We start from the raw sequence: 25927 nt of genomic DNA, 5'->3' as shown, positions 1-25927 counted from the left end.
CCTCCTAACCGACCACGATTTCGGCGCGCCGATTCTTCGCGCGGCCGTCGGGGGTGTCGTTACCGGCGACCGGATTGATGGAGCCCAGGCCCTTGACGGTCAGTCGGTCGCCGGTAACACCCTGCGACACAAGGAAATTAGCGACGGCCTGGGCGCGCTGGCTACTCAGCGGGACGTTGATGGCGTCGGTACCGGAGTTGTCGGCGTAGCCGTTGATCGTCGCGTGCGCGTTCGGGCACGCCTTGAGCTTGTCCGCCACCTGGGTCAGCACTTTTTGGTCGGCCGCGGTCAGGCTGACCCCGTCGGTGTCGAAGGTGATCGGCCCGCCCGTCGCATCGTCGACGGCGGCTTGCAGGTTCGCGCACGGGGCGGGGCCCGGCGCCGCGGCGGGCCCAGTTGGGCCGTTAACGGCAAGCTTGTCAACAACATTCAGGTGTGACCAGGTGCGCTTGACGTCCTGCTCGACGGCGTTCTTCTGGTCCTGCGACGCGGCCGTCCCGGTCAAAGTGATGGTGTCCGCGCCGACGGTGAAGTTGAAGTCGGCGATGGACGCGCTGTCTTTGAAAAGCGCTCCGGCGTGCGCGAAATCGAGCGCGTCGATGCGGGGGTTGAGCTGGATCTGGTCGACGACGTTGACGCCCGGGGGCAACGAGCCCTTCAGGGTTTTCAGCAGGATCGCCTTGGCCGAATCGTCGGGAATCTGTCCGCTCAAGGTAATGCCGTTGCCGCTGCGCACAATTGAAAGCGGAGCCAGGTTCAGCGTTGGTGCGCCCCGCTTGGCCGACGGGCCCACGGTGGCCAGCCCGCCCGTCGAGCTACCTGGCCGCGGGCCCTGCAACGCGCTGTGGCCGATCGCGGCGAGCAACAGCGGGATGACCACCACACCGATCAGCCAGGGCAGGCCGGGCCGGCGACGGCGGGATTCCGCGGCCGTGTGGCCGGAACGCGCCGTTGAAGCCACCGGTCTCCCCTTGCCAACTCATCCGCCGCGGCTCGTCGGACCCGCGGGCGATATGCAGCCTACCGAGTGGACACGCCGACGTTGCTCGCGTCCGGCACACTAGAGCGATGGGCGATGGCAGTAAACCAACCGACACAAACACACTGGCCAAGATTCGCGAGCTGGTCGCCGAGGAGAAAGTCCTTCGGTCCCAGCTGCAGCACCGCGACATCAGCGAATCCGAGGAGCACGACCGGTTGCGCCGGGTGGAGATCGAGCTGGACCAGTGCTGGGACCTGTTGCGACAGCGCCGGGCGCTGCGCGAAACCGGCGGTGACCCGGGCGAGGCATCGGTGCGCCCGCCCGGCCAGGTCGAGGGCTACCTCGGCTAGAAAACGGTCCGCATGGCCGTAGACGGCGCACGGGATTTCGATGTCGTCGTGGTTGGCGGCGGCCACAACGGCCTGGTCGCGGCCGGCTATCTGGCCCGGGCGGGCCTGCGGGTTCAGCTGCTCGAGCGGCTGGGCCACATCGGCGGGGCCGCGGTGTCGGCGCAGCCGTTCGACGGCGTCGACGTGCGGCTCTCGCGGTATTCCTACCTGGTCAGCCTGCTGCCCCCGCGCATTCTCGAGGACCTGGGCGCCGCGGTGCGGTTGGCGCGCCGCCGATTTTCGTCGTACACCCCGCAGCCCGCGTCCGGCGGGCGCAGCGGGCTGCTGGTCGGGTCGCAGGATTCGTTTCGCGCGATCGGCGCCGCCGACGATGCGCGCGGATTCGACGAGTTCTACCGGCGCTGCCGCCTGGTGACCGACCGGTTGTGGCCGACGCTGCTCGAGCCGCTGCGCACCCGCGAGCAGGCGCGCCGCCACGTCCTGGACGCCGGTGAGCCCGAGGCCACAGCGGCGTGGCGGGCGATCGTCGACGAGCCGATCGGGCACGCGATCGCCGACGCGGTGCGCGACGACCTGGTCCGCGGCGTGATCGCGACCGACGCGCTGATCGGCACCTTCGCGCGGCTCGACGATGCGTCGCTGCGGCAGAACATCTGCTTCCTGTATCACCTCATCGGCGGGGATTGGGACGTCCCGATCGGCGGGATGGGCGCGGTGACCTCCGGTCTGGCCGCAGCGGCCGTCCGCCACGGGGCCGAAATAGTCACTGGCGCAGAGGTTTACGGCGTGGATCCGGCCGGCCGGGTGCACTATCGCCAGGACGGCGAAGAGCGCCGGGTTCAGGGCCGGTTCGTCCTGGCCGGCGTCACCCCGACGGTATTGGCCCGCCTACTCGGTGAGCGGCCGGCGGCTCCAGACCAGGGCTCGCAGGTCAAGGTCAACATGGTGCTGCGCCAGCTGCCCCGATTGCGCGACAGCAGCGTCACTCCCGAACAGGCCTTCGCCGGCACGTTTCACGTCAACGAGGCCTACGGTCAACTGGATTCCGCCTACAGCCGGGCGGAACGCGGGCACCTGCCAGATCCGTTGCCGTGTGAGGCGTATTGCCATTCACTGGCCGACCCGAGCATCCTGTCCGGCGAGCTGCGCGACGCCGGAGCGCAGACGATGACGGTGTTCGGCTTGCACACCCCGCATTCACTGTTCGACGGCAATTACTCCGGCGCGCTGCGTGACCGGCTGACCGAGTCGGTGTTGGCGTCGCTGAATTCCGTTCTGGCCGAACCGATTCAGGACGTATTGATGAACGACGCGCGGGGCAGGCCGTGCATCGAGACGACGACCACCCTGGACCTGCACCACCAACTGGGCATGACCGCGGGCAATATCTTCCACGGCGCACTGTCCTGGCCCTTCGCGGAGGACGACGACGCGCTGGACAGCCCGGCCCGGCAATGGGGTGTTGCCACCGCACACGAACGAATCATGTTGTGCGGCTCCGGCGCTCGACGCGGCGGCGCCGTGTCGGGCATCGGCGGCCACAACGCCGCGATGGCGGTACTGGCCTCGCTTGGCTAGAGCCGACTACCGCCCGTCGATGGGCGCGTAGTCGCGCTCGGTGTAGCCGGTGTAGATCTGGCGCGGGCGGCCGATCTTGCTGTCGCCCTCGTCGTGCATCTCACGCCAGTGCGCGATCCAGCCGGGCAGCCGGCCGAGCGCGAACAGCACGGTGAACATCCGGACCGGGAATCCCAGCGCCCGGTAGATCAACCCGGTGTAGAAGTCGACGTTCGGGTACAGCTTGCGCTCGATGAAGTAGTCATCGGTCAGCGCGGCCTCTTCGAGCTGCTTGGCGATGTCCAGCAGCGGGTCGCCGCCCAGCTTGGCCAGGATCTTGTCGGCCTGCTCCTTGACGATCCGGGCACGCGGGTCGTAGTTCTTGTAGACCCGGTGGCCGAAGCCCATCAGCTTGACGCCCTCTTCGCGGTTCTTCACCTTGCGGACGAATTCGCTGACGTCGTCGCCGCTTTCGCGGATCTGGTCGAGCATCTCGAGCACGGCCTGGTTGGCGCCGCCGTGCAGCGGCCCCCACAGCGCGTTGATGCCGCCGGAGATCGACGTGAACAGGTTGGCCTGCGACGAGCCCACCAGCCGAACCGTCGACGTCGAGCAGTTCTGCTCGTGGTCGGCGTGCAGGATGAGCAGCATGTCGAGCGCGCGCACCACCTCGGGGTCGGCCTCGTAGGGCTCCGCGGGCAGCCCGAACGTCATCCGCAGGAAGTTCTCCACCAGCGACAGCGAGTTGTCCGGGTAAAGGAACGGCTGACCAACCGACTTCTTGTAGGCGTAGGCGGCGATGGTCGGCAGCTTGGCCAGCAGCCGGATCGTCGACAGCTCGACGTCGTCGGTGTCCATCGGGTCCAGCGAGTCGGGGTAGTACGCGGACAGCGCATTGACGGCACTGGACAGCACCGGCATCGGGTGCGCGTTGCGCGGGAAGCCGTCGAAGAACCGCTTCAGGTCCTCGTGCAACATCGTGTGCAGCTGGATCCGCTTGGTGAAGTCGGCCAGCTGGTCGGCGCTCGGCAGCTCGCCATAGATCAGCAAGTACGAGACCTCGAGGAAGGTCGACTTCTCGGCGAGCTGGTCGATCGGGTAGCCGCGGTAGCGCAGGATCCCCGCGTCGCCGTCGATGTACGTGATCGAGCTCTTGCACGCGGACGTGTTGACGAAGCCGTTGTCGAAGGTCGTGTATCCGGTCTTCGACAACAGCGGGCCGAGAGCAATACCGTCAGCTCCTTCGGTGGCGTTGACGATCTGTAGATCGATCTCGCCCCCCGGGTACTTCAGAGTTGCGGTGTCGTCGGTGTCGGCCACGAGAACCCCTTTGCGCTCTGGCTGGTTATGGCTGCGCCTGACTAGGTGCGTATATGTGAAGGTAGTCGTTATCGCGGCGACGCGCCTGCCCGGGGTCGGTCTGCCAAGCTCGCGGCTTTCCTTGAGGTGAACCCCGCCTTAGCGTTCGGCTGTGCGACCGCACAGCACCCGTCGACGGTGATCAGGGCTGCAGGCGCTCGACCTTGCCGCCGACCACCCGAATCCGGTTGTGCACCCGATTCTCCCGGCCCTGCCAGAACTCCACCACCTCGGCGGAAATGAGATAGCCACCCCACCCCGGCGGCACCGGGATCCGTTCCTTGTCGGCGAAACGCTCGGTCACCTGGGCCAGCTGGTCGAGTAGCGCCTTGCGTGAGGCGATCGGATGCGATTGGTGGGACGCCCAGGCGCCGAGTTGCGAGCCCCGCGGCCGCTTGGACCAGTAATCCTCGGTGGCCCGGGCGTCCACCTTGGACACCGGGCCGCGGATGTGGACCTGTCTGCCCAGCTGATACCAGGGGAAAGTCGCCGATGCGTACGGCGTCTCCGCGAGCTCGAGGCCCTTGGCCGAGTCGTAGTTGGTGAAAAAGGTGATTCCGGTCTCATCGGCGCCTTTGCACAACACCGACCGGCTCGCCGGCCGGCCGGCGGCGACGGTTGCCACCACCATGGCGTTGGGCTCGGAGAGTCCGAGTCGCTCGGCGTCGGCGATCCACTTTCTGAACAGCGCCAGCCAACCGTCGGCCAGCCAATCCGCGTCCAGATCGGGACTGCCGTCACGCTCGACGGACCCGTACTCGGTCCGCATCCGTTGCAGGTGGGCTTGGTCGCTGCCGGGCTCTGGTCCTGCCATCGAGCCAACGCTACCGGGGCATAGCTACCGGCCGGTAGCGTCGGCCTGGAGCGGGGGTGCAAGAATTTTCCTATGACTGTTGTCCCGGAAAATTTCGTCCCCGGCCTGGAAGGCGTAGTCGCCTTCATGACCGAGATCGCCGAACCGGATAAAGACGGCGGTGCACTGCGGTACCGCGGCGTCGACATCCAAGATCTGGTGGATCAGCAGGTCACGTTCGGTGACGTCTGGGCGCTTCTGGTCGACGGCCGCTTCGGCCACGGCCTGCCGCCCGCCGAGCCGTTCCCGCTGCCGATTCACACCGGCGACGTTCGCGTGGACGTGCAGGCCGGCCTGGCGATGCTCGCGCCGATCTGGGGCTACAAGCCGCTGCTCGACACCGACGAAGCCACCGCGCGCGACCAGCTGGCCCGCGCGTCGGTGATGGCGCTGTCCTACGTCGCGCAGTCCGCGCGCGGCATCTACCAGCCCGCCATTCCGCAGCGGGTCATCGATGAATGCCAAACGGTCACGGCGCGTTTCATGACCCGCTGGCAGGGCGAGCCGGACCCGAGGCACGTCGAGGCGATCGATGCCTACTGGGTGTCCGCCGCCGAGCACGGCATGAACGCCTCGACCTTCACTGCTCGCGTGATCGCGTCGACCGGCGCCGACGTGGCCGCATCGCTGTCCGGTGCGATCGGCGCGATGAGCGGGCCGCTGCACGGTGGCGCCCCGGCCCGCGTGCTGCCGATGATCAAAGAGGTCGAGCGCACCGGCGACGCGCGCGCCCTGGTCAAAAAGATCCTGGACAGCGGCGACAAGCTGATGGGATTCGGGCACCGGGTCTACCGCGCGGAAGACCCGAGGGCCCGAGTGCTGCGCGCGACCGCCGAGCGACTCGGCGCCCCGCGCCACGAGGTCGCCGTCGCGCTGGAGCAGGCCGCCCTGGCCGAGCTGCGCGAGCGCCGTCCGGACCGGGCCATCGAGACCAACGTCGAGTTCTGGGCCGCGGTGATCCTGGACTTCGCCGAGGTGCCCGCCAACATGATGCCGGCGATGTTCACCTGCGGGCGCACCGCGGGCTGGTGTGCCCACATCCTCGAGCAGAAGCGGCTGGGCAAGCTGGTCCGCCCGTCGGCCATCTATGTGGGCCCCGAGCCGCGCGGCCCGGAATCCGTCGAGGGCTGGGACCGGGTTCTCACCGACGCTTAACCTTTTGTCGGTGCCCGGCGTTTGAATGGGTCTCGCCGCGATGAGTTTGCGTCGCGGATGCAGTCAATAACCGTGAGCCAGCCCCCACCCGGGGTAGGCGCGCGACACCGACAGCAAGGAGACCCACAATGGCCATCAACATCGAACCCGCAGTAATCCCCCACCTGGTCGTGAGCGATTCCGCCGCCGCGATTGATTTCTACGTCAAGGCTTTTGGCGCCGAAGAGCTGGGACGCGTGCCGCGTCCCGACGGCAAGATCGTGAACGCCGCGGTGCGCATCAACGGCTCCACGGTGATGCTCAACGACGACTTCCCCGAGACGTGCGGCGGCAAGTCGATGACGCCCACCTCGCTCGGCGGAACCCCGGTCACCGTCCATCTGACCCTCACCGGCGTCGACGCCAAGTTCCAGAGGGCACTGGACGCGGGCGCGACGGTAGTAGTCCCGCTCGACGACATGTTCTGGGGCGACCGCTACGGCGTGGTCGAGGACCCGTTCGGCCACCGCTGGTCAATGGGCCAGCCGGTGCGCGAGGTCAGCCCGGAGGAGATCCAGACGGCGATGGCGAGCGGTTAGCCGAGTAGCCGGGCCAGCAGCCGGCGTCGCGGCGCCGGCTGCGCGGTCGCGGCCGCCGCGAGCATGTCGGCGACGTCGGTGAATTTGTTGCGCGGACGTCCGTCGTCGGCGCCGCGGGCGATCTCCGCTTCGTCGATGGCGCCCCATCCCGCCGAGTCGACGACGTCGGGCTGACGGGTGTGCACCAGTTCGTCGAGCGCGTCGCGCTTGCCGACCGGGTCGGTCAGGGCGCCGGCGTTGAAGTCGGCGACCAGGGCGTGCACGGTCTGCAGCGAGCAGGATTTGTTGGTGCCGATGAACCCCGTCGGTCCGCGCTTGATCCACCCGGCCACGTAGGCGCCGGCGATCGGACCGCGCGAGTCGGGGTCAACGACGCGGCCCTGCTCGTTGGGCACCACGGCGGCCGACCCGTCAAACGGAAGATCGCGAATCTGCTTGCCGCGGTAGCCGATCGACGTCAACACCAGACCCGCGTCGATCCGGCACGCCTCGTCGGTGCCGGTGACCGAGAACTCCACACCCGTCGCCCGCTGCTCGCCGAGCACGCGTTGCGGCGTGCGCTGATAGGCCAGCCGGATCCGCGGGCGCCCGGTCCCCGCGAGCGAACTGTCGCCGAGCCCGCGCAAGATCTCGAGCTTCTGTCCGATCAACGCGTCCGACGCGGTCGCGAGGTCGGCCTCCACCAGCTTGCGGTCGTCGGCGTCGAGCACCACCTCGGATGTCTCTGTGAGCCCGATCAATTCGGGCAGGGTGAACGCGGAATGGGCGGGCCCGCGCCGCGCGGCGATCACCACTTCGCGGACCGCCGACCCGCGCAGCGCCGCCAGCGCGTGATCGGCGATGTCGGTGCGCGCCAAGTCGTCGGGATCGGCCGTCAGCACGCGGGCGACATCCAGCGCGACGTTGCCGTTGCCGACGATCACCATCCGTTCGTGGCTGAGATCGACTGGCAGATCGGTGAAGTCGGGGTGCCCGTTGATCCACGCAACAAGCTCGGTGGCGGTCGCGGTGCCCGGCAGGCCCATGCCGTCGACGTCCAGCCGGCGGTCGTCGGGGGCGCCGAGCGCGTAGAGCACGGCGTGATGATGTGCGAGCAGGTCGGCGTGGCTCAGGTGCCTGCCGACCTCGACGTTGAGGTAGAAGCGGAAGTGGCGATGCCGGGCCACCCGATCGAAGAACCGCGTCACCTTTTTCGTGTTCTGGTGATCGGGGGCCACCCCCGCGCGGACCAATCCGTAAGGCGTAGGCAACTTTTCGAAGACGTTGACCCGCACCCCGTGCTGAGTGAGCAGTTCGTCGGCCGCGTACATCGCCGCCGGACCGGACCCGACGACGGCCACCGTCAGCGGCCGGCGTCGGGCGTGCACCTCGGCGGCCGGGAGCACCGGGGCCAGCTTGGACGTGGGCGGCAACTTCTCGTCCGCCGGCCGCTTCGGGTAGAACGACGCGTTGATCTCGACGAAGGGAAGCTGCTTGATGTCCAGGCGGCTATCCGGCGCGATCGCGCCGACGGGACAGGCGCTCACGCACGCGCCGCAGTCGACACAGGCGACCGGATCGATGTAGAGCATCTCGGTCGTCGCGAAGCCCGGCTCATCCGGCGACGGGTGAATGCAGTTCACCGGACAGGCGAAGACACAGGACCCGTCGTTACAGCACGACTGGGTAATAACGTGCGGCATAAAGGAACTCGCGTTACCTTAGGCGGCCGGCACCGCGGCAAGGTGCTGACGCTGCGGCTCGCTGCGGTAGCGCGACGGCTTGCCGTTGATCTTGCAGATCCGCCACATCAGCCGCGCCGACCGGTTCTCCATCAGGCCGGTGTCGTAGGCCAGCATCCGCACGTCACCGAACATGTCGCTGAGCCACTTGCGCGACTCCGGCGACCGGAAGAACAGTTCCTTTTTGACCTCGCGCGGGATGTCGAACTCACGCCAGAAAGCCTTGGGCGGCACCACAATTGCCCGGCACAATGCCTTCATCGTCAGCGGCAGGTACAGCGCGGTCCAGAACCGTTGCCTCTTGGTCAGGTCCGGCAGTCGCTTCCGCAGGAATTCGTGCGCGAACGAGATGTGCCGCGCCTCCTCGGCGACGTGAATGGCCATCACCCGCTCCATGATCGGGTGCAGCGACTTGCCTTCGCGGAGAACATTTTTCTGCGTGTGGTCGATCGGCTCCTCGCCGGCGAGCACACCAATGAAGAATGCCACCGGCAGCGGACCGGCCACCAGCGGAACCAGCGGCGAAAGCCACTTGAGCCGCCGCGGCATGCCGGGGACGTCGGCCCCGATGCGGTTGACCATTTCCTGGAACATCATGGTGTGGTTGCACTCTTCGACGGATTCGTGCAAGCAGTACCGGTATTCCGGCGATCCGTTCGGCACCCAGAAGGTGTAGTTCATCAGGCCGCGGATCAGGATCGACTCGAAGTGCAGTCCCACCTTGGCGACATTGGCCTGGCGCCACATGCCGATCTTGATCTGCCGCTCTTCGGACTGGGCCTGGTACCAGGGGTGGCGGCCCAGTGGGTCGGTCGCCGGCAGGATCCACCGCGGGTCGTTCTCGGTGACCGCGAACTCCGGTGACTCCCAGTCGATGTCGGTGTACGGGTTGAAGTTTCGCCGCACAGACCCCTCAGACAGTGTGGCGAGCATGTTCACGTACTCAGCGTCGTCGCGCACTTCCATCTTGTTGCGCCACCGACGGACCATTCGCGTCCTGGCCATAATCCAAGCCTCCCCAACGAGGTTTACATTTGGACGTGCTATGTCCAAACGGTACCGCAGGTACCGGGAATTATCTAGGGTCCCTCACCGCACTGTGGCCTGACCAGTGGTCAGGCAACTGGTGTGCCCTGCATCACAGCCAGTGAAACACCACAGGTAGCCCAGCCAGGCGTTTTGGCGGGCCCCCGGCGCCGGCCGCCGGACCGCGGCGTCGGCGCCTCAGGTGCGCTCACTACCCTGATGAGCATGGCTGACCAGCTTCAGATCCCCGCTGACCTCAAACCCCGCGACGGCCGCTTCGGATGCGGTCCGTCCAAGGTTCGGCCCGAACAATTGCAGGCGCTGACCACCACCGCCGCCCCGCTGTTCGGCACCTCGCACCGGCAGGCACCCGTCAAGAATTTGGTGGGCCGGGTGCGCAAGGGGGTGGCGGAGCTTTTCTCCGTCCCGGACGGCTACGAGGTCATCCTCGGCAACGGCGGCGCGACGGCGTTCTGGGACGCGGCCGCGTTCGGCTTGATCGACAAGCGGTCGCTGCACCTGTCGTTCGGCGAGTTCAGCTCGAAGTTCGCGTCCTGCGTCGCCAAGAACCCATTCGTCGGCGACCCGATCATCGTCAAGGCCGACGCCGGGTCCGCCCCCGAACCGCAGTCGGACCCGTCGGTCGACGTGGTCGGCTGGGCGCATAACGAGACGTCGACCGGGGTCGCGGTGCCGGTGTGCCGCCCGGCCGGTGATGCGCTGGTGCTCATCGACGCCACCTCCGGCGCCGGTGGCCTACCCGTCGACGTCAGCGACACCGACGCCTACTACTTCTCGCCGCAGAAGAACTTCGCCAGCGACGGCGGCCTGTGGCTGGCGATCATGAGCCCGGCCGCGCTGGCCCGGGTCGAGGCGATCGCGGCGTCCGGGCGCTGGGTCCCCGACTTCCTCTCGCTGCCGATCGCGATCGAGAACAGCCTGAAGGATCAGACGTACAACACGCCCGCGATCGGCACGCTGGCGCTGATGGCCGAGCAGCTCGACTGGATGCTGGCCAACGGCGGCCTGGACTGGGCCGTCAAGCGCACGGCCGACTCGTCGCAGCGCCTGTACTCGTGGGCCGAGGAGCGGCCCTACACGACGCCGTTCGTCACCGACCCCGCGCTGCGCTCGCAGGTGGTGGGCACGATCGACTTCGTCGACGACGTCGACGCCGCCGCCGTCGCCAAGGCGCTGCGGGCTAACGACATCGTCGACACTGAGCCGTACCGCAAACTCGGCCGCAACCAGCTGCGCGTCGCGATGTTCCCCGCCGTCGACCCCGATGACGTCAGCGCGCTGACGCAGTGCATCGACTGGGTCGTCGAGCGGTTGTAACTCGCCGGCCATCAGCGCGCAAACCGCCCAGCGTGTCAGCACAGGTATTGGGCGATAGCTGGACTAAAGTGCGGCACAGTGACGGGTGGTCCCTGACCTGCACAAAGCCTGCGAGGAGAAGCCATGCGGGAACTCAAAATTGTTGAGCTCGACGCCGACAGCAAATACGTCATCTGCGAGGGTGATGATCCCGCGGAGCAGTTCAAGCTGGCGGCCGACGACCGACTGCGCGAGCTCCTGAAACGCGAATCCGCGCCGCCGGAGCAGCCGCATCTCGACATGGAAGTCACCAACATGCTGAGCCCCAAGGACATTCAGGCAAGGATCCGCGCCGGGGCATCCGTCGAGCAGGTGGCCGCCGCGTCGGGCTCCGACATCGTGCGGATCCGCCGGTTCGCCCACCCGGTGTTGCTGGAGCGCTTCCGCGCCGCCGAGCTGGCAACCGCCGCGCACCCGCAGCTCCCCGACGGCCCCGCGGTGATGACCCTCCTCGAAACCGTGACCGCCGCCATGATCGCGCGCGGCCTGCGCACCGACGGACTCAGCTGGGACGCCTGGCGCACCGAGGACAGCCGCTGGACCGTGCAGCTGGCGTGGAAGGTCGGCCGTTCCGACAACCTGGCCCACTTCTGCTTCATGCCGGGCGCCCACGGCGGCATCGTCACGGCGATCGACGACGGGGCCAACGAGCTGATCGACCCGAACTTCGAACGCCCGCTGCGGCCGGTGGCGCGGGTGGCCCACGTCGACTTCGACGACGCCCCCAAGCCCGCGGTTCCCTCGCCGGTGATTCCCGCGCCTGCTGCCGCGTCGGAGGACCCCGCACCCCGCGAGCAGCCGGTGCACAGCCGCCGCGGCAGGCCGGTCATTCCCGCCTGGGAGGACGTCCTGCTGGGCGTGCGCTCCGGCGGACAGCGCTAAACGGCCAGGGCGAGCAGCGCCAGCCACGCCCCCGTCACACCGACTCCCGCACCGAGCACGAACCAGCGCAGCACCAGGGTGCGCCGCCATCCCCACAGCGTCGGCGCCAGTCCCCCGGCCGCCACGACGTTGAGCCCGATGGCCAGCAGCGGATGCACCTGGACCAGGCCGAGACTCAGCACCACGATCGCCGCGCCGATGACGGCGGCCACGAATCCGGCGACGGTCAGACCCGTTGCCCAGGGCACGGCCGGGACGCCCGGGCCGAGTCTGCCGTTCACGAGCCGAGCCTAGCCCGCTCGTAGAACGCCAAAGCGGCAGCTGTCGCCACGTTCAGCGAGTCGGTTCCCCGCGACATCGGGATCCGCACCCGCAGGTCGCTCACCCGTAACGCGGCCGCGGTCAGGCCTGGCCCCTCGGCCCCCACCAGCACGGCGACGCGCTGATCTACGAGGCCCGCCATCGCGTCCGGCAACGCGGGCGCTTCGCCGCTCGGCGTCATTGCCAACAACCGAAACCCGCGTTCTTTCAACATCACCAGATCGCCCGGCCAGTCGGCCGCGCGCGCGAACGGCACCAACAGCGCGTGGCCCATCGAGACCCGGACGGCGCGGCGGTAGAGCGGATCGGCGCACCCGCTGCCGAACACCACCGCGTCGACGCCCAGCCCCGCCGCGTTGCGAAAGATCGATCCCAGGTTCTCGTGGTCGTTGACGCCCTCCAGCACGGCCACGGTCCGCGCGCACTCGATGAGGTCCGCGACGCCGGCCTCGGGCACTCGCCGCGCCGCGGCCAGTACGCCGCGGTTGAGGTGGAAGCCGACGGCCCGGGCCATCACGTCGGCGGAGGTGCGGTAGAACGGCACCTCGTTTCCGGCGAGGTCGCTTCTGAGCTCGTCGAGCCTGCGCTCGTTGCCGAGCAGGGCGTGTGGGGTGAACCGGGACGCCAGCATGCGCTGCACGACCAGCACGCCCTCGGCGATCACCAGCCCCTTGCCGGTGGGCAGGTCCGGGCGACGGTCGATGCTGTTGAGGTCGCGAAAATCGTCGAGCCGCGGATCGTCGGGATCGGTGACGTCCTGAATGTTGAGCGCGTCGCTCACGGGCTTTCGTCGACCAAGGCCAACATCAGGTCGGCGGCTTCGCGCAGGACGGCGCGCTTGTCGCCCTCGAGCGTCGCGAGCCGCTCGGCCAGCCACTCCTGGCGGGCGCGCCGGGCGGCCTTGACCAACTCGGCACCCGACTCCGACACCGACACCAGCACCTGCCGGCCGTCCACGGGGTGCGGGGCGCGGTCCACGAACCCCTCATCGGCCAACGACGCGATCACCCGGGTCATCGACGGCGGCCGCACCCGTTCGCGAATCGCGAGCGCGCCGGGCGTCATCGGGCCCTCGTTGGTCAGCGTCGCCAGCGCCGAAAGCTGCGAAAGCGACACCGGCGACGAAGGATTGCGGAAGCGCAATTGGCGGGCGAGCCGCATGACGGCCAATGACAAATCGCTGGCCAGCCGCGCATCGCTGTCAGGCATGGCGCGAGGTTACATCGGAACCCGCGAAATCGGGATAAGAAACGGCGAAGGGCGCGACGCCGGAACTATCGGGCCGGGCGCCGGCTGCTTGCCGTCGGGTTAGATTGATCGCGATGAGCGCCGAACCTGGCCCCGCCCCCGAGCCGCCACCGCTGCCGCCGGCGCTGCTGCGCCCATGGCCGTTCATCGTGATCGGCGCGCTGGCCTGGTTGGCCGCCGCGCTGGCCGCGTTCCTGGTGCCCGCGCTGGAGAGTTGGCGTCCGGTGACGCTGGCCGGGCTGGGCACCGGAGTGCTCGGGACGAGCATCTTCCTGCTGCAGCTCGCGGGGGCACGCCGCGGTGTTCGCGGCGCCCAGTCCGGGCTCGAGACATTTCTCAGCAACGACTAGCGAATTGGGGCTAGTCGGGCGAATCCGTCGGCGACTCCGACGATTCGGCTGACTCCGACGATTCCGCCGCCGCCTCGGGCGATTCGGCCAGGGGCTCTGCGGATTCGGCCACAGCTTCCGACGGCTCGGCGGTCGCGTCGGGCTCCGACGACTCGGCGGCCGCCTCGGGCGTCGGTTCCGTCGGGATCTCGACGATGTCGAGGACCCCGTCGTCGAACGGGTCGTACGCCGGTGAGCCGCCGCCGGCCGGGGCGGGGGTGTCCGAATGGGCGCCGCAGCCGTACTGCTTGTCGACGATGTGGCCGTCGGCGGACATCTCGTTGCCGCACACCCCGAACATCGCGCCCAGCGATCCCGAGAGCGGCAGGAAGAACCCACAGTCGCGGCACACGCGTTTGGTGGACCGCGCCATCGTCGAGTCGGGGCCGTAGTCGCCGGTGTGCCACCGCTCGGCGGCGTCGGCCCGGCCCCAGCCGCCCATCACCCAGCGCCGGCCCAGCCCAATTTCGGCGGCCGTCTCGTCGACCTCCGGATCGCCGCTGGACATGAAGCCGGGAACCAGCCGCGGGTCGTCGGACGTCGGGGCCAACAGGTCGCCGGGGCTCAGATCCCCCGGCCGGACGCGTTGCTCCCAGGGCACCCACTCGGGAGCCAGCAGCGCGGTCGGGCCCGGGACCAGCACCACTTCGCTGATCGTCGCGTGGTCGGCGCCGGGATAAGCCGCGACCACAATCGCCCACTGCCACCCCTGGTAACCCGGTAGATGGGCCAGGAATCGGTGCGTGGCGGCGTCCGGGTCTTCGTAGCTGACGCCCAAGTAGTCGCCGACGGTGTCCGCGCCGCTGAACTCCTCGACGGCGGCCCTGGCCGCCTCAGCCGCGCCCGTGAGCACCGCCGCCAACTCCTCGGGCCACTCGGCCACGGTTGCCACGGCTGATTCGTCGTTGGGTCCGGTCACGCTTTTCCCTTCCTGCATTGCGTCTCCAATACTAGGTTGGCGAGCCACGCCCTGTTGCCTCGCGGCATAGGACAGAATTGATTTGTGTCTGGACGGCGGCGTGATGACTCGGGTCGTGCGGCCCCCAACGCGGGCCGCCGTACCCGCAACGGATCGGGCAACCAGCACCCCGGCATGGCCAATTACCCCGCCGACGACGAGGACTCCCGGCGCACGCGGCGCCCGCCATCGCCGCCCAGCGCCAACCGCTACCTGCCACCGCTGGGAGGCAGGCAGAAGCCGCCGGACCGCGACAACCCGCCGCCCCGCCCGCCCCCCGGCGAACGGGAACGGATCACCGTCACCCGCGCCGCGGCGCTGCGCAGCCGTGAAATGGGCTCGCGGATGTACTGGATGGTCCAGCGGGCCGCGACCGCCGACGGCGCCGACAAGTCCGGCCTGACCGCGCTGACGTGGCCGGTGGTCGCGAACTCCGCCGTCGACTCGGCGATGGCCGTGGCACTGGCGAACACGCTGTTCTTCGCCGCAGCCAGCGGAGAGAGCAAGTCCAAAGTCGCGCTGTATCTGCTGATTACGATCGCGCCGTTCGCGGTGATCGCGCCGCTGATCGGGCCTGCACTGGACCGCTTGCAGCATGGCCGCCGGGTGGCGCTGGCGATGTCGTTCGGGCTGCGCACCGCGCTGGCGGTGCTGCTGATCATGAACTACGACGGGGCCAGCGGCAGTTTCCCGTCCTGGGTGCTCTATCCGTGCGCGCTGGCGATGATGGTGTTCTCGAAGTCGTTCAGCGTGCTGCGCAGCGCGGTGACACCGCGCGTCATGCCGCCGACCATCGACCTGGTGCGGGTCAACGCCCGGCTCACCATGTTCGGGCTGCTGGGCGGGACCATCGTCGGCGGTGCGATCGCGGGCGGTCTGGAATTCGCCGGCACGCACCTGTTGAAGCTGCCCGGGGCGTTGTTCGTCGTCGTTGCGGTAACGGTGGTCGGCGCGTTGCTGTCGATGCGGATCCCACGCTGGGTCGAGGTGACCGCGGGCGAGGTCCCGGCCACCTTGAGCTACCGCCAGGACAGCGAACCGCTGCCCCGAAGCTGGCATAGGGAGGTCAGCGGGGCACTTCGACAGCCGTTGGGCCGCAACATCATCACCTCGCTGTGGGGCAACTGCACGATCAAGGTGATGGTCGGCTTCCTGTTCCTGTACCCGGCGTTCGTCGCCAAGGCGCACCAGGCCGACGGCTGGGCCCAGCTCGCGATGCTGGGGATCATCGGCGCCGCGGCCGGCATCGGAAACTTCTTCGGCAACTTCACCAGCGCGCGGCTGAAACTGGGCAGGCCATCGGTCCTGGTGGTGCGCTGCACCGTGGCGGTGTGCACGGTCGCATTGGCCGCCGCGGTGGCCGGCACCCTGGCGGTGGCCGCGATCGCCACCCTGATCACCTCTGCCGCCAGCGCCATCGCGAAGGCGTCGCTGGACGCGTCGCTGCAGGACGACCTGCCCGAGGAGTCGCGGGCGTCGGGCTTCGGGCGCTCGGAGTCGACGCTGCAGCTGGCCTGGGTGTTGGGCGGGGCGGTGGGTGTGATGGTGTACACCGAACTGTGGGTCGGCTTCACCGCGATCAGTTCCGTGCTCATCCTCGGGCTGGCGCAGACCATCGTGAGTTTCCGTGGTAATTCACTGATTCCGGGCCTCGGCGGCAACCGGCCCGTGATGGTCGAGCAGGAAGGCACGCGCCGGGACGCCGGTAGGCCGACGGCGGTACCGAAATGAGGCGCGGCCTCGCCGTGCTGCTGGCCGTCGTGGTGGCGCTGTTGGCAACCGGCGCCGGGGTGGGCACGTGGTATCTCATGCGACCGCGCGCCCCGCAGCAGGTGGAGATCAGCGCCTTCTCGCACGGACACCTGATCCGGGTCGGGCCCTACCTCTACTGCAACGTGCTCAACCTCAACGACTGCCAGCAGCCGCAGGCCCAGGGCGAGCTGCCGGCCAAGGAGAAGTACCCGGTGCAACTGTCTGTGCCGGAAGCGATTTCGCGCGCACCGTGGCGGCTGCTGCAGGTCTACGAGGACCCCGCGAACACCGCCACCACCATGTTTCGCCCCGGCAGCCGGCTGGCCGTCACCATCCCTTCGGTCGACCCGCAGCGCGGACGGCTGACCGGGATCGTGGTGCAGCTGCTGACCCTGGTGGTCGACCCGTCAGGTGAGCTTCGCGAGGCCCCGCACGCGGAATGGTCAGTGCGGCTCACCTATTAGCGCCGAACGTCGACTTGTTGTGCATATTTGCCCTAGTTGGCCGCAACAAGTCGACGTTGGCCCGGGGTTGTCGGTGCGGCCGGGCACTGTGTCTGCATGCAGCCCCTGGATTGGCCATTCCGAGGAACCGAAGCGCTGGCAGCTGGCATCGTCACGCCGCACCGGTTGCGGACCGATTTCGAGTTAGCGCATCGAAATGTGTACATCCCGCGCGGAGCGAGGCTGACCCCCGTAACCCGGGCGATTTCCGCGTGGCTCTGGTCAGGACGATCGGCGACGTTGGCTGGTTTATCCGCGGCGGCATTGCATCGCACAGCCTGGATCGACGACTGGCTGCCGGCCGAGGTGAACCGACCGAGCCGAGACAAGGCGCGCGGCATCATCGTCCACAGCGACGTCCTCGACGAGGATGAAGTGTGTACGCGCGACGGCATGCCCGTGACCACACCGGCACGCACCGCGTTCGATTTAGGCAGGCGAAAAGGTCTGATCACAGCCGTGATTCGGCTTGACGCTTTGATGCATGCGACCGAGCTGAAGGCGGTTGATGTTGAACTGGTGGCCAATCGCCATGGAGGTGCGCGCGGCTTGGTGCAGTTGCGACAGGCATTGTCCGTAGCCGACGGCGGGGCCGAGTCACCTTACGAAACGAAGACTCGCCTCGTCCTTGTCGGCAGTGGATTGCCGCGCCCACAGACGCAGATCGAGGTGCTCAATGACTGGGGTGCGGTGATGGCACGCATTGACATGGGTTGGGAAGAATGGAAGGTCGGCGTGGAATTCGACGGTGCTCAGCATTGGACGGATCCCGCGCAGCGGACCTGGGACATCGATCGACTTGCCCAACTGGAGGCTCGGGGCTGGAAGGTAATTCGGGTCAGTGCCGACATGGTGCGAAACCGACCCCACATCGTGGTGGCACGCACCCGCGACGCCCTGCTCACCGCTGGTTGTCGGCTACGCCAGCGTGCCGAACGTGGAGTTGTTGGGCCAAAACGGCCGAATTTTCGCAACTAGTCGACGCTCGGCAAGAAAAGTTACGCGTCATGACCGGCCGGCACCCGCTCGCCTTCGCGCGGCGGCCCGGGCGGCGTGCCGTTTCCAAAGGGATTGCCGCCCAAAGACTCCCGGCCGTGTTCGGAAAGCCAGTTCGTCAGATCCGGGCCCTTGGGCACGATGCGCGTCGGGTTGATGTCGGCGTGCACGATGTAGTAGTGCTGCTTGATCTGGACGAAGTCGACGGTGTCGCCGAAACCGGGCGTCTGGAATAGATCACGCGCGTAGGCCCACAACACCGGCATCTCGCTCAATTTGCTTCGGTTGCATTTGAAATGGCCGTGATAGACGGGGTCGAAGCGGGCCAGCGTGGTGAACAGCCGCACGTCGGCCTCGGTGATGGTGTCGCCCACCAGGAAACGCTGACCGCTCAGGCGATCGCTGACCCAATCCAGCGCGGTGAAGAGCCGGGCGTACGCGGCGTCGTACGCCTCCTGCGAGCCGGCGAACCCACACCGGTACACGCCGTTGTTGATCTCGGTGTAGACCCGCTTGTTCACCTCGTCGATTTCTGCACGCAGGTCCTCCGGGTACAGCTGCGGCGCGCCCTCGCGGTGGTAGGCCGTCCACTCCGTCGACAGGTCCAGGGTCATCTGCGCGAAGTCGTTGGTGACCACCGCACCGGTCGGGACGTCGACGATCGCGGGGACCGTGATGCCCTTCGGGTAGTCGGCGACGCGCTTGAAGTAGGCGTCCTGCAGCCGCGGGATCTTCAGCACCGGGTCGACGCCGCCGGGATCGAGGTCGAACGTCCAGCTCCGCTGATCGTGCGTCGGGCCGCAAAACCCAATGGAGAGAGCGTCTTCCAGGCCCAGTAGCCGCCGGACGATGATCGCGCGGTTGGCCCACGGGCAGGCCCGGGCGACGATTAGCCGATACCGGCCTGGCTCCACCGGATAGCCGTCGCGACCGTCGGCGGTGATGCGGGTGGTGATGTAGTCGGCGTCGCGGGTGAATTCGCCCGCCGGGGCAACGTAGGTGGACATGCCCTCGATTCTGCCCCTTAAGCGCTCGCCTCGGTGGGGGCAGCCAGCGTCAGGAACCGCCGGGCCAGGTTGGCCTCGGTCGATTCTCCCGGCTCCCAGTGCGCAATCCACGGTCCACTGCCCTCGGACTGGTCGATGATGCCGTCCTCCAGCCAGCTGTAGCGCCCGTCGAGCACGTCGCGGGTCAGCTGCACATCGGTGCTGTCCGTGTTGGTCCACAGCTGGTCGAACAGGGCCTCGATGCGCAGCGTGGCCTGCTGGCTGAACGCGTCGGCGAGCTCGAATGCCTGTTGCCCCAACGCCTGATCCGTGGCTCGTTGGCCTTCGGCGCGCACGCAGGCCGCGGACATCGCGAACAGCTCGGCCCCGATGTCGACGATCCGTCCGAGGAAGCCCTGCTTCTGCTCCAGCTTGGCCTGCCACCGGGCCATTCCGTAGAAGGTGTTGCGAGCCAGCTTGCGGGTGCAGCGCTCGACGAAGCGCAGATGCGGCGCCAGGGCGCCGAATTCGCCGTAGGCCCGGGGCCGCTGACCTTCACCAAAGACCAGCTGCGGCAACCACTTTGCGTAGAATCCGCTGGCGCCGACAGCCGCGGCCGCCTTCTCGCGTAAGCCGGTGTCGGGCTTGGCGAGGTCGCCGGCCGCATTCAGGTGTGCGTCCACCGCCTCTCGGGCGATGAGCAGCCGCATGATCTCGCTCGATCCTTCGAAGATGCGGTTGATCCGCAGATCCCGCAATGCCTGCTCGGCCGGTACCGCGCGCTCACCGCGGGCCGCCAGCGACTCCGCGGTTTCATAGCCGCGACCGCCGCGGATTTGCAACAACTCATCGGCGATGAGGCAGGACATCTCGCTCGACCACAGCTTGGCCAGCGCCGCCTCGATGCGGATGTCGTTACGCCCTTCGTCGGCCATCTGCGCCGACAGCTCTAGCACCGCGTCCAGCGCGTAGTTCGTCGCGGCGATGAACGAGATTTTGCGGGCCACCGCTTCATGTTTGGCCAACGGCTTGCCCCACTGCACGCGCTCGCCGGACCATTCCCGCGCGATCTTCAGCGCCCACTTGGACGACCCGGTGGCGCTGGCGGGAATCGACAGCCGTCCGGCGTTGAGCGTGGTGAGCGCGATCTTCAGGCCGTCGCCCTCGCTGCCGACCAGGTTCTCGCTGGGAACCCGAACCCCGTGCAGCCGCGTCACGCCGTTCTCGATGCCCCGGAGCCCCATGAACTTGTTGCGCCGCTCCACGGTGATCCCCGGCGAATCGGCTTCGACCACGAACGCGCTGATCCCGCCGCGGTGTCCGTCGCTCTTGGGCACCCGGGCCATCACCACCAGCAATTCGGCCACCACGCCGTTGGTGGTCCACAACTTCACGCCCTCGAGTTCGTAGGCTCGCCCGTCCTCGACCGGTGTCGCCGTCGACGCCAAGCGCGCCGGGTCGGAGCCGACGTCGGGTTCGGTGAGCAGAAATGCAGAGATGGCACCAGCGGCGCAGCGCGGCAAGAACTTTCGCTTCTGTTCGGGCGACCCGGCAAGCTTGAGCGGCTCGGGGACCCCGATCGACTGATGGGCCGACAGCAGCGCGCCCAGGCTGGGATGGACCGTCGTAACCATCATCAGGGCCCGGTTGTAGGCGACCTGCGACATGTTCAGGCCGCCGTATTCCGAGGGAATTTTCATTCCGAAACAGCCCAATTCGGCAAGGCCTTTTACGTATTCATCCGGAATCTGCGCATCGCGCTCGATGACGGTGCCATCGACAGTGCCCAAGAATTCCCGCAGCCGTTGCAAAAACGCACGGGTGCGTTCCTCGTCGGCGTCCGACAGTTGGGGAAATGGATGGATGAGTTCCAAAGGAAATCGTCCGAGAAACAACTCCTTGGCGAAGGACGGCTTATCCCAACCGGTTTCGCGTGATTCCTCGGCGAGAGCCCTCGCCTGCTCCTCGGTAACCTGCGCCTGCTGTGGCATCGCAGCCTCCTCGCTACATGACTGTCGCGAGGGTTGAGTACCCAAACTGGCGCGCGCTACTCCGGCCGCGTTACCCCGCGCGCCGTCGCCGGATCAGGCGTCGAGCTCCTGGGCCACGGCCTTGACCACCTCGGAAACCCGGCGGGCAACCTTGCGGTCCGGGTAGCGGCCCTTGCGCAACTCGGGCTGGACGGCGCCCTCCAGCAACGTGATCATGTCCTCGACCATGCCGTGCAGTTCGTCGGGGCTGTGCTTGTGCTCGACCGAGGTCTCCCGGCGCGTCTTGGTCAGGGTCGGCGGCGGATCGATCAGCTTGAGGCTCAAGGCCTGGGGCCCGCGCCGCCCGGAGGCCACGCCGAATTCCACCTTCTGCCCCGTCTTCAGCCCCTCGACACCCTCAGGCAGCGCCGACGAGCGGACGTAGACGTCCTCGCCTTCCTCCTGCGACAGGAAGCCAAACCCCTTGTCGGCGTCGTACCACTTAACCTTGCCGGTCGGCACTGGTCTCACCTGCTTGTCTGACGGATACCTAGGATGGACAACACAAGACGCGTCCCGCCTGTGCAGGACGCGATGCGGATTCAGATCCTACTCGGGTCGTTGCCCGCCAAGCACCCCCGGTTTACCCGTGACTCGCTAGGCTGGCAATACCACTGGAGGAGAAATGCGCCTAGTCCTGAACATATTCTGGCTTCCATTTGGCGGCCTCCGGATGGCGCTTGGATATTTGGCAGCGGCGCTGGCCAACCTGAAATTCATTCCGGTCGAGCCGGCGGCCCCGTTTGTAGGCGCGGCCGCATGACGCAGACCGCACTTGGCGTTCCGACGGTGCCGGGCCGGGCGGGTAGCCCGACGTTCGACCCGGCGGACGTGCCGGCCGCGGGCCCGCTGTTGGACAGCTACGGCAGGGCCGCCACCGATCTGCGCGTCTCGCTGACCGACCGGTGCAACCTGCGCTGCAACTACTGCATGCCGGCCGAGGGCCTGGACTGGCTGCCCGGGGAGCAGCTGCTGCGGCCCGACGAGCTGGCCAGGCTGATGCACGTCGCGGTGACCCGACTGGGCGTCACCAACGTGCGCTTTACCGGCGGTGAGCCGCTGCTGTCCCGCCACCTCGAGGAGGTGGTCGCCGTCGCGGCCGCGCTGCGGCCCCGCCCGGAGATCTCGCTGACCACCAACGGCGTCGGGTTGGCGCGCCGCGCAACCGCTTTGGCCGAGGCCGGCCTGGACCGCGTCAACGTCTCGCTGGACAGCGTGGACCGCCACCACTTCGCCGCCATCACCCGCCGGGACCGGCTCGCCGACGTGCTGGCCGGCCTGGCCGCCGCGAAGCAGGCAGGACTGACGCCGGTCAAGGTCAATGCCGTGCTCGATCCGGCCACCGGCCGCGCCGACGTGGTCGAGCTGCTGCGGTTCTGCCTCGAGCACGGCTACCAGTTGCGGGTCATCGAGCAGATGCCGCTCGACGCCGGGCACCAGTGGCAGCGCGACGCCGCGCTGAGCGCCGACGATGTGCTCGCGGCGCTCCGGCCGCACTTCCGGCTGCGACCGGACCCGGCACCGCGAGGTTCGGCCCCCGCCGAGCTGTGGCTGGTCGACACCGGGCCGGGCACCCCGAGCGGAAAGTTCGGCCTGGTGGCCTCCGTGTCGCACGCCTTCTGCTCGACGTGCGACCGCACCCGGCTGACCGCCGACGGCCAGATCCGAAGCTGCTTGTTCTCCGCGGAAGAGACCGACCTGCGGGGCCTGCTGCGCGGCGGCGCCAGCGATGACGCGATCGAAACCGCCTGGCGCACCGCGATGTGGGGCAAGCCGGCCGGTCACGGCATCAACGACCCCAACTTCATCCAGCCGGCCCGGCCGATGAGCGCGATCGGTGGCTGACGTCCCCGTCCACGCCGACGGCATTCAGGTGACGATCCGCTACTTCGCCGCCGCGCGCGCGGCCGCTGGAGCCGAATCGGAGACGGTGGTGCTGCGCCCGGGAACGACGGTGGCCGGGTTGGTTCAGCGGCTGACCGTTCCGGGTACTCCGCTCGCGACCGTGTTGGGCCGGTGCTCATACCTCTGCGACGGGATCGCGGTGCGCGACGAGACCAAAGCGTTGCGGACGGGTGACACGATCGACGTCTTACCGCCCTTCGCCGGCGGTTGATTTTGTGAGATGGCTCACGTAACGGTTTGATAACGGCGCGGACACGGCCCGATATCGGGCCGACTTGACCTGCGCGAACCCGAGGCGCTCCTGCGGCTTTCGAAGATGTCCGTGGGGGAAACGCCACGTTTCGCAGAAAGTGACGCGACCAACAGAAGCGGCTACCGTCTCGGGAGGCTCGCCAAGCTAAACCGAGTGGCGTTCCTCCCCAGCCCGTAGCGCCGAGCTCCATCCAATGGGCGGGGGACACCGAAATCTGGATGGAGACGGGGGACCCACCGGTCCGCCGGACTGGGGTCGCGTGCGACTCCTTGGGGTGAAGCCGACGTCGGCTCTCGTGAAACGACATCGGCCGGGTGGCCTCTTGAACCCGAACCCGACAGCTGACCTCGCAGGCGCGTGACGAGAGGAAAGTTTCGGCGCGTATGAGTGGACGTCACCGCAAGCCCACGACATCCAACATCAGCGTCGCCAAGATCGCCTTTACCGGGGCGGTACTTGGTGGCGGCAGCATTGCCCTGGCCGGTCAGGCGGTCGCGGCCACCGACGGCGAATGGGATCAGGTAGCCCGTTGCGAATCCGGTGGCAACTGGGGAATCAACACCGGCAACGGCTATTTCGGCGGCGTGCAGTTCAACTCCGGCACGTGGGCCTCGCACGGCGGCGGCGAGTACGCCCCGTCGGCGCAGCTGGCCACCAAGGAACAACAGATCGCGGTCGCTGAGCGAGTCCTCGCGACCCAGGGCCGGGGTGCCTGGCCCGTGTGCGGTACTGGACTGTCGGGCGCAACCCCACGCGAGGTCCTGCCCGTACCGGCTGGTCTGGACATCCCCGGCCTCAACGGCGACCACCGGCGGACGCCGTTCCGCCGGCACCGCCCGCGGACCTGCCCCCAGCGCCTCCGGCCGACGTGCCTCCGCCCGCGGACGCCCCGTTGCCCGCGCCGCCGGCCGACGCCCCGGCACCTGCCGAACCGCAGCAGGCGATCAACGTCGGCTACACACAGCAGGTGTGGGACGCGATTCGCGGCGGCAACATCAACGGCAACGACGCGCTGGACTCGCTGGCGCTGTCGGGCCCCGCCAACTGACGCGCTGACACCGGGTCGGGTTTGGCGTTAAGCCGAACCCACCCACTCGTCGGTGCCGTCGTCGAAGAACTGGTGCTTCCACACCGGTAGCCGCGCCTTGATGGTGTCCACGAGCTGAGCGCAAGTGGCGAACGCCGCCTGTCGATGGTCGGCGGCGACCGCGGCAACCAAGGCCGCCTCGCCGATGTGCAGCGCGCCGATCCGGTGGCTGGCCGCCACGGCGCGCACCCCGCTGGACTCGTTAGCGACCTCGTTGACCACCTCGGCCAGGACGTCCGCGGCCGACGGGTGCGCGGAGTACTCGAGCCGCACCACCGAGCGTCCGCCGTCGTGGTCGCGAATCATCCCGACGAACCCGACGATGGCGCCCGCCGACTGATGTCCCACCAGTTCTTCGTGTTCGGTCAGAAAGATCGGCTGCTCGGTCATCGCCGCGCGGACGACGAGCGTCATCGCTCGTGATCTTTACCAGCAAGTTGGTCGAGCGCGTGGTCGAGCACGTCGGCGAGCACGCCGAGGCCGTCGCGGACCCCGCCGGGCGAGCCCGGCAGGTTGACGATCAGGGTCTTCCCGGCCACCCCGCACACCCCGCGCGACAGCACCGACGTCGGAACCTTGGGCAGCCCGGAATGGCGGATAGCGTCGGCGAGCCCGGGGATCAGGTAGTCCACCACCGCGACGGTCTGGTCGGCCGTGCTGTCGGTGGGCGAGATGCCGGTGCCGCCCGAGGTGATGATGACGTCGACCTCTTCGTCGAGGGCGTCGTTCAGCGCCTCGCCGACGGGGTTCCCGTCCGGCACGACTTTAGGATCGCTGATGGAAAACCCTTGTTTCTCAAGCCATTTGGCTATGATCGGGCCACATTCGTCGGTGTATACACCGTCCGACGCCCGGGTCGAAGCGATTACGATTCGTGCGGATCTTGCGCTCATCACCGTGCCCAATCTCCGGTTTTGCCGCCCTCCTTGCGGAGCACGCGGATGTCATCGATACGCGCGGCCGGGTCGACCGCCTTGATCATGTCGTAAAGCGTAAGGCCGACCACGCTGACCGCGGTCAGTGCCTCCATCTCCACACCCGTGCGATCGGTGCTGCGCACCGTCGCCACGATCTCGATATCTGTCTCGCCGATCGCGAAATCGACGTCGACCCCGGTGAGCGCGAGCTGATGGCACAACGGGATCAGGTCGCTGGTCCGCTTGGCCGCCAGGATGCCCGCCACCCGCGCCGTGGCCAACGCGTCGCCCTTGGGCAGCCCGCCGCTCGAGATCAACGCGACCACTTCCGCCGAGGTCCGCAACGCACCCGCAGCAACGGCGGTCCGCTTGGTGGCGCCCTTCTCCGTCACATCGACCATGTGGGCCGCGCCCCGCTCGTCCAGGTGCGACAACGCGCCCGCGTGGGAGTCGCCCGACTCCCACGTCGCGGGAGGACTGGATGCCCTGGACCGAGCCATCCCGGCGCCTACCGGTTGACGACGGTGACCGGGTGGAGGTACGGCAGGTCGTCGGTGGGCAGCGGGAACGCCAGGTCCCCGAAGGGAGACAAGGCGCCCGTCCGATCGCTCACGAGTTCGCTCACCGCGTGGTCATCGGGGTCCGTCGCCGGCCAGCCGTTGTCGACGTACCTGGTTTTGCCCTCGTTGCTGTCAGCCACGCCCTCCATTCTGACAGGTCACGACCGCGCGCGTGTCGCCAG

28 protein-coding genes, 1 pseudogene and 1 riboswitch are annotated in these 25927 nt (G+C 68.2%); of the genes and pseudogenes, 13 read left to right on the top strand and 16 right to left on the bottom strand.

Annotated elements, in window-relative coordinates:
• Positions 1–4: 4 nt before the first annotated feature.
• Positions 5–961, bottom strand: a complete 957-nt coding sequence (gene arfA / locus MRAB57_RS12815; protein WP_077087887.1) for a channel-forming protein ArfA/OmpATb — start codon at positions 959–961, stop codon at positions 5–7.
• Positions 962–1068: 107 nt separating this feature from the next.
• Between arfA and MRAB57_RS12810 the strand changes: the two genes are divergently transcribed.
• Positions 1069–1332 (top strand): DUF2630 family protein, encoded by a 264-nt coding sequence (locus MRAB57_RS12810; protein ID WP_077087886.1) that lies wholly within the window; start codon positions 1069–1071, stop codon positions 1330–1332.
• 12 nt (positions 1333–1344) lie between these two features.
• The gene (locus MRAB57_RS12805; protein ID WP_077087885.1) at positions 1345–2910 is read left to right on the top strand and encodes a phytoene desaturase family protein; all 1566 of its coding nucleotides are present in this window, start codon (positions 1345–1347) and stop codon (positions 2908–2910) included.
• A 6-nt stretch (positions 2911–2916) separates the two neighbouring features.
• Here MRAB57_RS12805 and MRAB57_RS12800 read toward each other — a convergent pair whose 3' ends face one another.
• Both MRAB57_RS12800 and pdxH read right to left on the bottom strand, forming a co-directional pair.
• Entirely contained in the window at positions 2917–4209 is a 1293-nt protein-coding gene (locus tag MRAB57_RS12800; RefSeq protein WP_077087884.1) for a citrate synthase, read from the bottom strand.
• Between the two features lie 181 nt (positions 4210–4390).
• Positions 4391–5017, bottom strand: coding sequence for a pyridoxamine 5'-phosphate oxidase (gene pdxH, locus MRAB57_RS12795; RefSeq protein ID WP_108637937.1), 627 nt, complete (start codon positions 5015–5017; stop codon positions 4391–4393).
• Between the two features lie 117 nt (positions 5018–5134).
• Between pdxH and MRAB57_RS12790 the strand changes: the two genes are divergently transcribed.
• Complete coding sequence (locus tag MRAB57_RS12790; RefSeq protein WP_077087882.1) at positions 5135–6256, top strand: citrate synthase 2; 1122 nt, start codon at positions 5135–5137, stop codon at positions 6254–6256.
• A 128-nt stretch (positions 6257–6384) separates the two neighbouring features.
• Positions 6385–6834, top strand: a complete 450-nt coding sequence (locus MRAB57_RS12785; protein WP_077087881.1) for a VOC family protein — start codon at positions 6385–6387, stop codon at positions 6832–6834.
• On the opposite strand, the gene MRAB57_RS12780 is transcribed toward MRAB57_RS12785, so the two are convergent.
• Together MRAB57_RS12780 and MRAB57_RS12775 are read right to left on the bottom strand one after the other, a co-directional pair.
• Positions 6831–8516: an FAD-dependent oxidoreductase gene (locus MRAB57_RS12780; protein ID WP_077087880.1), complete on the bottom strand. Its 1686-nt coding sequence runs from the start codon at positions 8514–8516 to the stop codon at positions 6831–6833. The two genes, MRAB57_RS12785 and MRAB57_RS12780, sit on opposite strands and share 4 nt — an antisense overlap.
• An 18-nt stretch (positions 8517–8534) precedes the next feature.
• Positions 8535–9560 (bottom strand): AurF N-oxygenase family protein, encoded by a 1026-nt coding sequence (locus MRAB57_RS12775; protein ID WP_077087879.1) that lies wholly within the window; start codon positions 9558–9560, stop codon positions 8535–8537.
• Between the two features lie 246 nt (positions 9561–9806).
• Between MRAB57_RS12775 and serC the strand changes: the two genes are divergently transcribed.
• Positions 9807–10919 (top strand): phosphoserine transaminase, encoded by a 1113-nt coding sequence (serC, locus tag MRAB57_RS12770; protein ID WP_077090577.1) that lies wholly within the window; start codon positions 9807–9809, stop codon positions 10917–10919.
• Positions 10920–11042: 123 nt separating this feature from the next.
• A complete protein-coding gene (gene sepH, locus MRAB57_RS12765; protein ID WP_077087878.1) occupies positions 11043–11840 on the top strand; it encodes a septation protein SepH in 798 nt (265 codons plus the stop codon).
• Here sepH and MRAB57_RS12760 read toward each other — a convergent pair.
• The 3 genes from MRAB57_RS12760 to MRAB57_RS12750 are packed head-to-tail and all read right to left on the bottom strand — an operon-like array spanning position 11837 to position 13370.
• A complete protein-coding gene (locus MRAB57_RS12760; RefSeq protein ID WP_077087877.1) occupies positions 11837–12121 on the bottom strand; it encodes a DUF2537 domain-containing protein in 285 nt (94 codons plus the stop codon). The genes sepH and MRAB57_RS12760 overlap by 4 nt on opposite strands.
• Positions 12118–12942, bottom strand: coding sequence for a TrmH family RNA methyltransferase (locus MRAB57_RS12755; protein ID WP_077087876.1), 825 nt, complete (start codon positions 12940–12942; stop codon positions 12118–12120). Before MRAB57_RS12755 ends, MRAB57_RS12760 begins: the two co-directional genes overlap by 4 nt.
• Positions 12939–13370 carry an Rv0880 family HTH-type transcriptional regulator gene (locus MRAB57_RS12750; RefSeq protein WP_077087875.1) on the bottom strand — a complete coding sequence of 144 codons (432 nt, stop codon included), beginning with the start codon at positions 13368–13370 and terminating at the stop codon, positions 12939–12941. The genes MRAB57_RS12755 and MRAB57_RS12750 overlap by 4 nt, the downstream gene beginning before the upstream one ends.
• A 113-nt stretch (positions 13371–13483) precedes the next feature.
• Between MRAB57_RS12750 and MRAB57_RS12745 the strand changes: the two genes are divergently transcribed.
• Positions 13484–13759, top strand: coding sequence for a DUF2530 domain-containing protein (locus tag MRAB57_RS12745; RefSeq protein ID WP_077087874.1), 276 nt, complete (start codon positions 13484–13486; stop codon positions 13757–13759).
• A 10-nt stretch (positions 13760–13769) separates the two neighbouring features.
• Here the strand turns inward: MRAB57_RS12745 and MRAB57_RS12740 are convergent, their stop codons facing one another.
• A complete protein-coding gene (locus MRAB57_RS12740; RefSeq protein ID WP_108638084.1) occupies positions 13770–14717 on the bottom strand; it encodes a DUF3027 domain-containing protein in 948 nt (315 codons plus the stop codon).
• A 174-nt stretch (positions 14718–14891) separates the two neighbouring features.
• On the opposite strand from MRAB57_RS12740, the gene MRAB57_RS12735 reads away from it, so the two are divergent.
• From MRAB57_RS12735 to MRAB57_RS12725, 3 genes are all read left to right on the top strand, one after another.
• Complete coding sequence (locus MRAB57_RS12735; protein WP_077087872.1) at positions 14892–16487, top strand: MFS transporter; 1596 nt, start codon at positions 14892–14894, stop codon at positions 16485–16487.
• On the top strand, positions 16484–16972 hold the full coding sequence (locus MRAB57_RS12730; RefSeq protein WP_077087871.1) for a DUF2771 domain-containing protein: 489 nt from the start codon (positions 16484–16486) through the stop codon (positions 16970–16972). Before MRAB57_RS12735 ends, MRAB57_RS12730 begins: the two co-directional genes overlap by 4 nt.
• 96 nt (positions 16973–17068) lie before the next feature.
• The gene (locus MRAB57_RS12725; RefSeq protein ID WP_077087870.1) at positions 17069–17989 is read left to right on the top strand and encodes an endonuclease domain-containing protein; all 921 of its coding nucleotides are present in this window, start codon (positions 17069–17071) and stop codon (positions 17987–17989) included.
• 20 nt (positions 17990–18009) lie between these two features.
• Here MRAB57_RS12725 and MRAB57_RS12720 read toward each other — a convergent pair whose 3' ends face one another.
• From MRAB57_RS12720 to MRAB57_RS12710, 3 genes are all read right to left on the bottom strand, one after another.
• Positions 18010–19014: a glutathione S-transferase family protein gene (locus tag MRAB57_RS12720; RefSeq protein ID WP_077087869.1), complete on the bottom strand. Its 1005-nt coding sequence runs from the start codon at positions 19012–19014 to the stop codon at positions 18010–18012.
• Between the two features lie 17 nt (positions 19015–19031).
• Positions 19032–20984, bottom strand: coding sequence for an acyl-CoA dehydrogenase family protein (locus tag MRAB57_RS12715; RefSeq protein WP_077087868.1), 1953 nt, complete (start codon positions 20982–20984; stop codon positions 19032–19034).
• Positions 20985–21077: 93 nt separating this feature from the next.
• The gene (locus MRAB57_RS12710; protein ID WP_077087867.1) at positions 21078–21485 is read right to left on the bottom strand and encodes a cold-shock protein; all 408 of its coding nucleotides are present in this window, start codon (positions 21483–21485) and stop codon (positions 21078–21080) included.
• A gap of 297 nt (positions 21486–21782) precedes the next feature.
• On the opposite strand from MRAB57_RS12710, the gene moaA reads away from it, so the two are divergent.
• From moaA to MRAB57_RS12690, 3 genes and pseudogenes are all read left to right on the top strand, one after another.
• Positions 21783–22868: a GTP 3',8-cyclase MoaA gene (gene moaA, locus MRAB57_RS12700; RefSeq protein ID WP_077087866.1), complete on the top strand. Its 1086-nt coding sequence runs from the start codon at positions 21783–21785 to the stop codon at positions 22866–22868.
• Positions 22861–23139 carry a MoaD/ThiS family protein gene (locus tag MRAB57_RS12695; protein ID WP_077087865.1) on the top strand — a complete coding sequence of 93 codons (279 nt, stop codon included), beginning with the start codon at positions 22861–22863 and terminating at the stop codon, positions 23137–23139. The genes moaA and MRAB57_RS12695 overlap by 8 nt, the downstream gene beginning before the upstream one ends.
• A gap of 237 nt (positions 23140–23376) precedes the next feature.
• A riboswitch (cyclic di-AMP (ydaO/yuaA leader) is annotated at positions 23377–23553 on the top strand.
• 11 nt (positions 23554–23564) lie between these two features.
• Positions 23565–24112 (top strand): annotated as a pseudogene (locus MRAB57_RS12690) (transglycosylase family protein); the annotation flags it as partial.
• Between the two features lie 144 nt (positions 24113–24256).
• Here MRAB57_RS12690 and MRAB57_RS12685 read toward each other — a convergent pair.
• The 4 genes from MRAB57_RS12685 to MRAB57_RS12670 are packed head-to-tail and all read right to left on the bottom strand — an operon-like array spanning position 24257 to position 25894.
• Entirely contained in the window at positions 24257–24682 is a 426-nt protein-coding gene (locus tag MRAB57_RS12685) for a molybdenum cofactor biosynthesis protein MoaE (RefSeq protein ID WP_077087864.1), read from the bottom strand.
• A complete protein-coding gene (locus MRAB57_RS12680; RefSeq protein ID WP_077087863.1) occupies positions 24679–25161 on the bottom strand; it encodes a MogA/MoaB family molybdenum cofactor biosynthesis protein in 483 nt (160 codons plus the stop codon). Before MRAB57_RS12680 ends, MRAB57_RS12685 begins: the two co-directional genes overlap by 4 nt.
• Complete coding sequence (gene moaC, locus MRAB57_RS12675) at positions 25161–25685, bottom strand: cyclic pyranopterin monophosphate synthase MoaC (protein ID WP_077087862.1); 525 nt, start codon at positions 25683–25685, stop codon at positions 25161–25163. The genes MRAB57_RS12680 and moaC overlap by 1 nt, the downstream gene beginning before the upstream one ends.
• An 8-nt stretch (positions 25686–25693) precedes the next feature.
• Entirely contained in the window at positions 25694–25894 is a 201-nt protein-coding gene (locus MRAB57_RS12670; RefSeq protein WP_077087861.1) for a hypothetical protein, read from the bottom strand.
• Positions 25895–25927 lie beyond the last annotated feature (33 nt).

The organism is Mycobacterium rhizamassiliense (genome assembly GCF_900157375.1).
Taxonomy (GTDB): domain Bacteria; phylum Actinomycetota; class Actinomycetes; order Mycobacteriales; family Mycobacteriaceae; genus Mycobacterium; species Mycobacterium rhizamassiliense.
The sequence above is the reverse complement of the archived record's forward strand: the minus strand, read 5'-3'. Positions and strand labels throughout refer to the sequence as shown.

Coding starts and splice junctions, on each gene's coding strand:
- MRAB57_RS12785 (WP_077087881.1), top strand. CDS start 6,385: ATGGCCATCAACATCGAACCCGCAGTAATCCCCCACCTGGTCGTGAGC.
- MRAB57_RS12805 (WP_077087885.1), top strand. CDS start 1,345: ATGGCCGTAGACGGCGCACGGGATTTCGATGTCGTCGTGGTTGGCGGC.
- MRAB57_RS12790 (WP_077087882.1), top strand. CDS start 5,135: ATGACTGTTGTCCCGGAAAATTTCGTCCCCGGCCTGGAAGGCGTAGTC.
- MRAB57_RS12810 (WP_077087886.1), top strand. CDS start 1,069: ATGGGCGATGGCAGTAAACCAACCGACACAAACACACTGGCCAAGATT.
- MRAB57_RS12775 (WP_077087879.1), bottom strand. CDS start 9,560: ATGGCCAGGACGCGAATGGTCCGTCGGTGGCGCAACAAGATGGAAGTG.
- MRAB57_RS12730 (WP_077087871.1), top strand. CDS start 16,484: ATGAGGCGCGGCCTCGCCGTGCTGCTGGCCGTCGTGGTGGCGCTGTTG.
- moaA (WP_077087866.1), top strand. CDS start 21,783: ATGACGCAGACCGCACTTGGCGTTCCGACGGTGCCGGGCCGGGCGGGT.
- MRAB57_RS12780 (WP_077087880.1), bottom strand. CDS start 8,516: ATGCCGCACGTTATTACCCAGTCGTGCTGTAACGACGGGTCCTGTGTC.
- pdxH (WP_108637937.1), bottom strand. CDS start 5,017: ATGCGGACCGAGTACGGGTCCGTCGAGCGTGACGGCAGTCCCGATCTG.
- MRAB57_RS12735 (WP_077087872.1), top strand. CDS start 14,892: ATGGCCAATTACCCCGCCGACGACGAGGACTCCCGGCGCACGCGGCGC.
- serC (WP_077090577.1), top strand. CDS start 9,807: ATGGCTGACCAGCTTCAGATCCCCGCTGACCTCAAACCCCGCGACGGC.
- MRAB57_RS12750 (WP_077087875.1), bottom strand. CDS start 13,370: ATGCCTGACAGCGATGCGCGGCTGGCCAGCGATTTGTCATTGGCCGTC.
- MRAB57_RS12725 (WP_077087870.1), top strand. CDS start 17,069: ATGCAGCCCCTGGATTGGCCATTCCGAGGAACCGAAGCGCTGGCAGCT.
- MRAB57_RS12720 (WP_077087869.1), bottom strand. CDS start 19,014: ATGTCCACCTACGTTGCCCCGGCGGGCGAATTCACCCGCGACGCCGAC.
- MRAB57_RS12680 (WP_077087863.1), bottom strand. CDS start 25,161: ATGAGCGCAAGATCCGCACGAATCGTAATCGCTTCGACCCGGGCGTCG.
- moaC (WP_077087862.1), bottom strand. CDS start 25,685: ATGGCTCGGTCCAGGGCATCCAGTCCTCCCGCGACGTGGGAGTCGGGC.
- MRAB57_RS12670 (WP_077087861.1), bottom strand. CDS start 25,894: ATGGAGGGCGTGGCTGACAGCAACGAGGGCAAAACCAGGTACGTCGAC.
- MRAB57_RS12745 (WP_077087874.1), top strand. CDS start 13,484: ATGAGCGCCGAACCTGGCCCCGCCCCCGAGCCGCCACCGCTGCCGCCG.
- MRAB57_RS12685 (WP_077087864.1), bottom strand. CDS start 24,682: ATGACGCTCGTCGTCCGCGCGGCGATGACCGAGCAGCCGATCTTTCTG.
- MRAB57_RS12715 (WP_077087868.1), bottom strand. CDS start 20,984: ATGCCACAGCAGGCGCAGGTTACCGAGGAGCAGGCGAGGGCTCTCGCC.
- sepH (WP_077087878.1), top strand. CDS start 11,043: ATGCGGGAACTCAAAATTGTTGAGCTCGACGCCGACAGCAAATACGTC.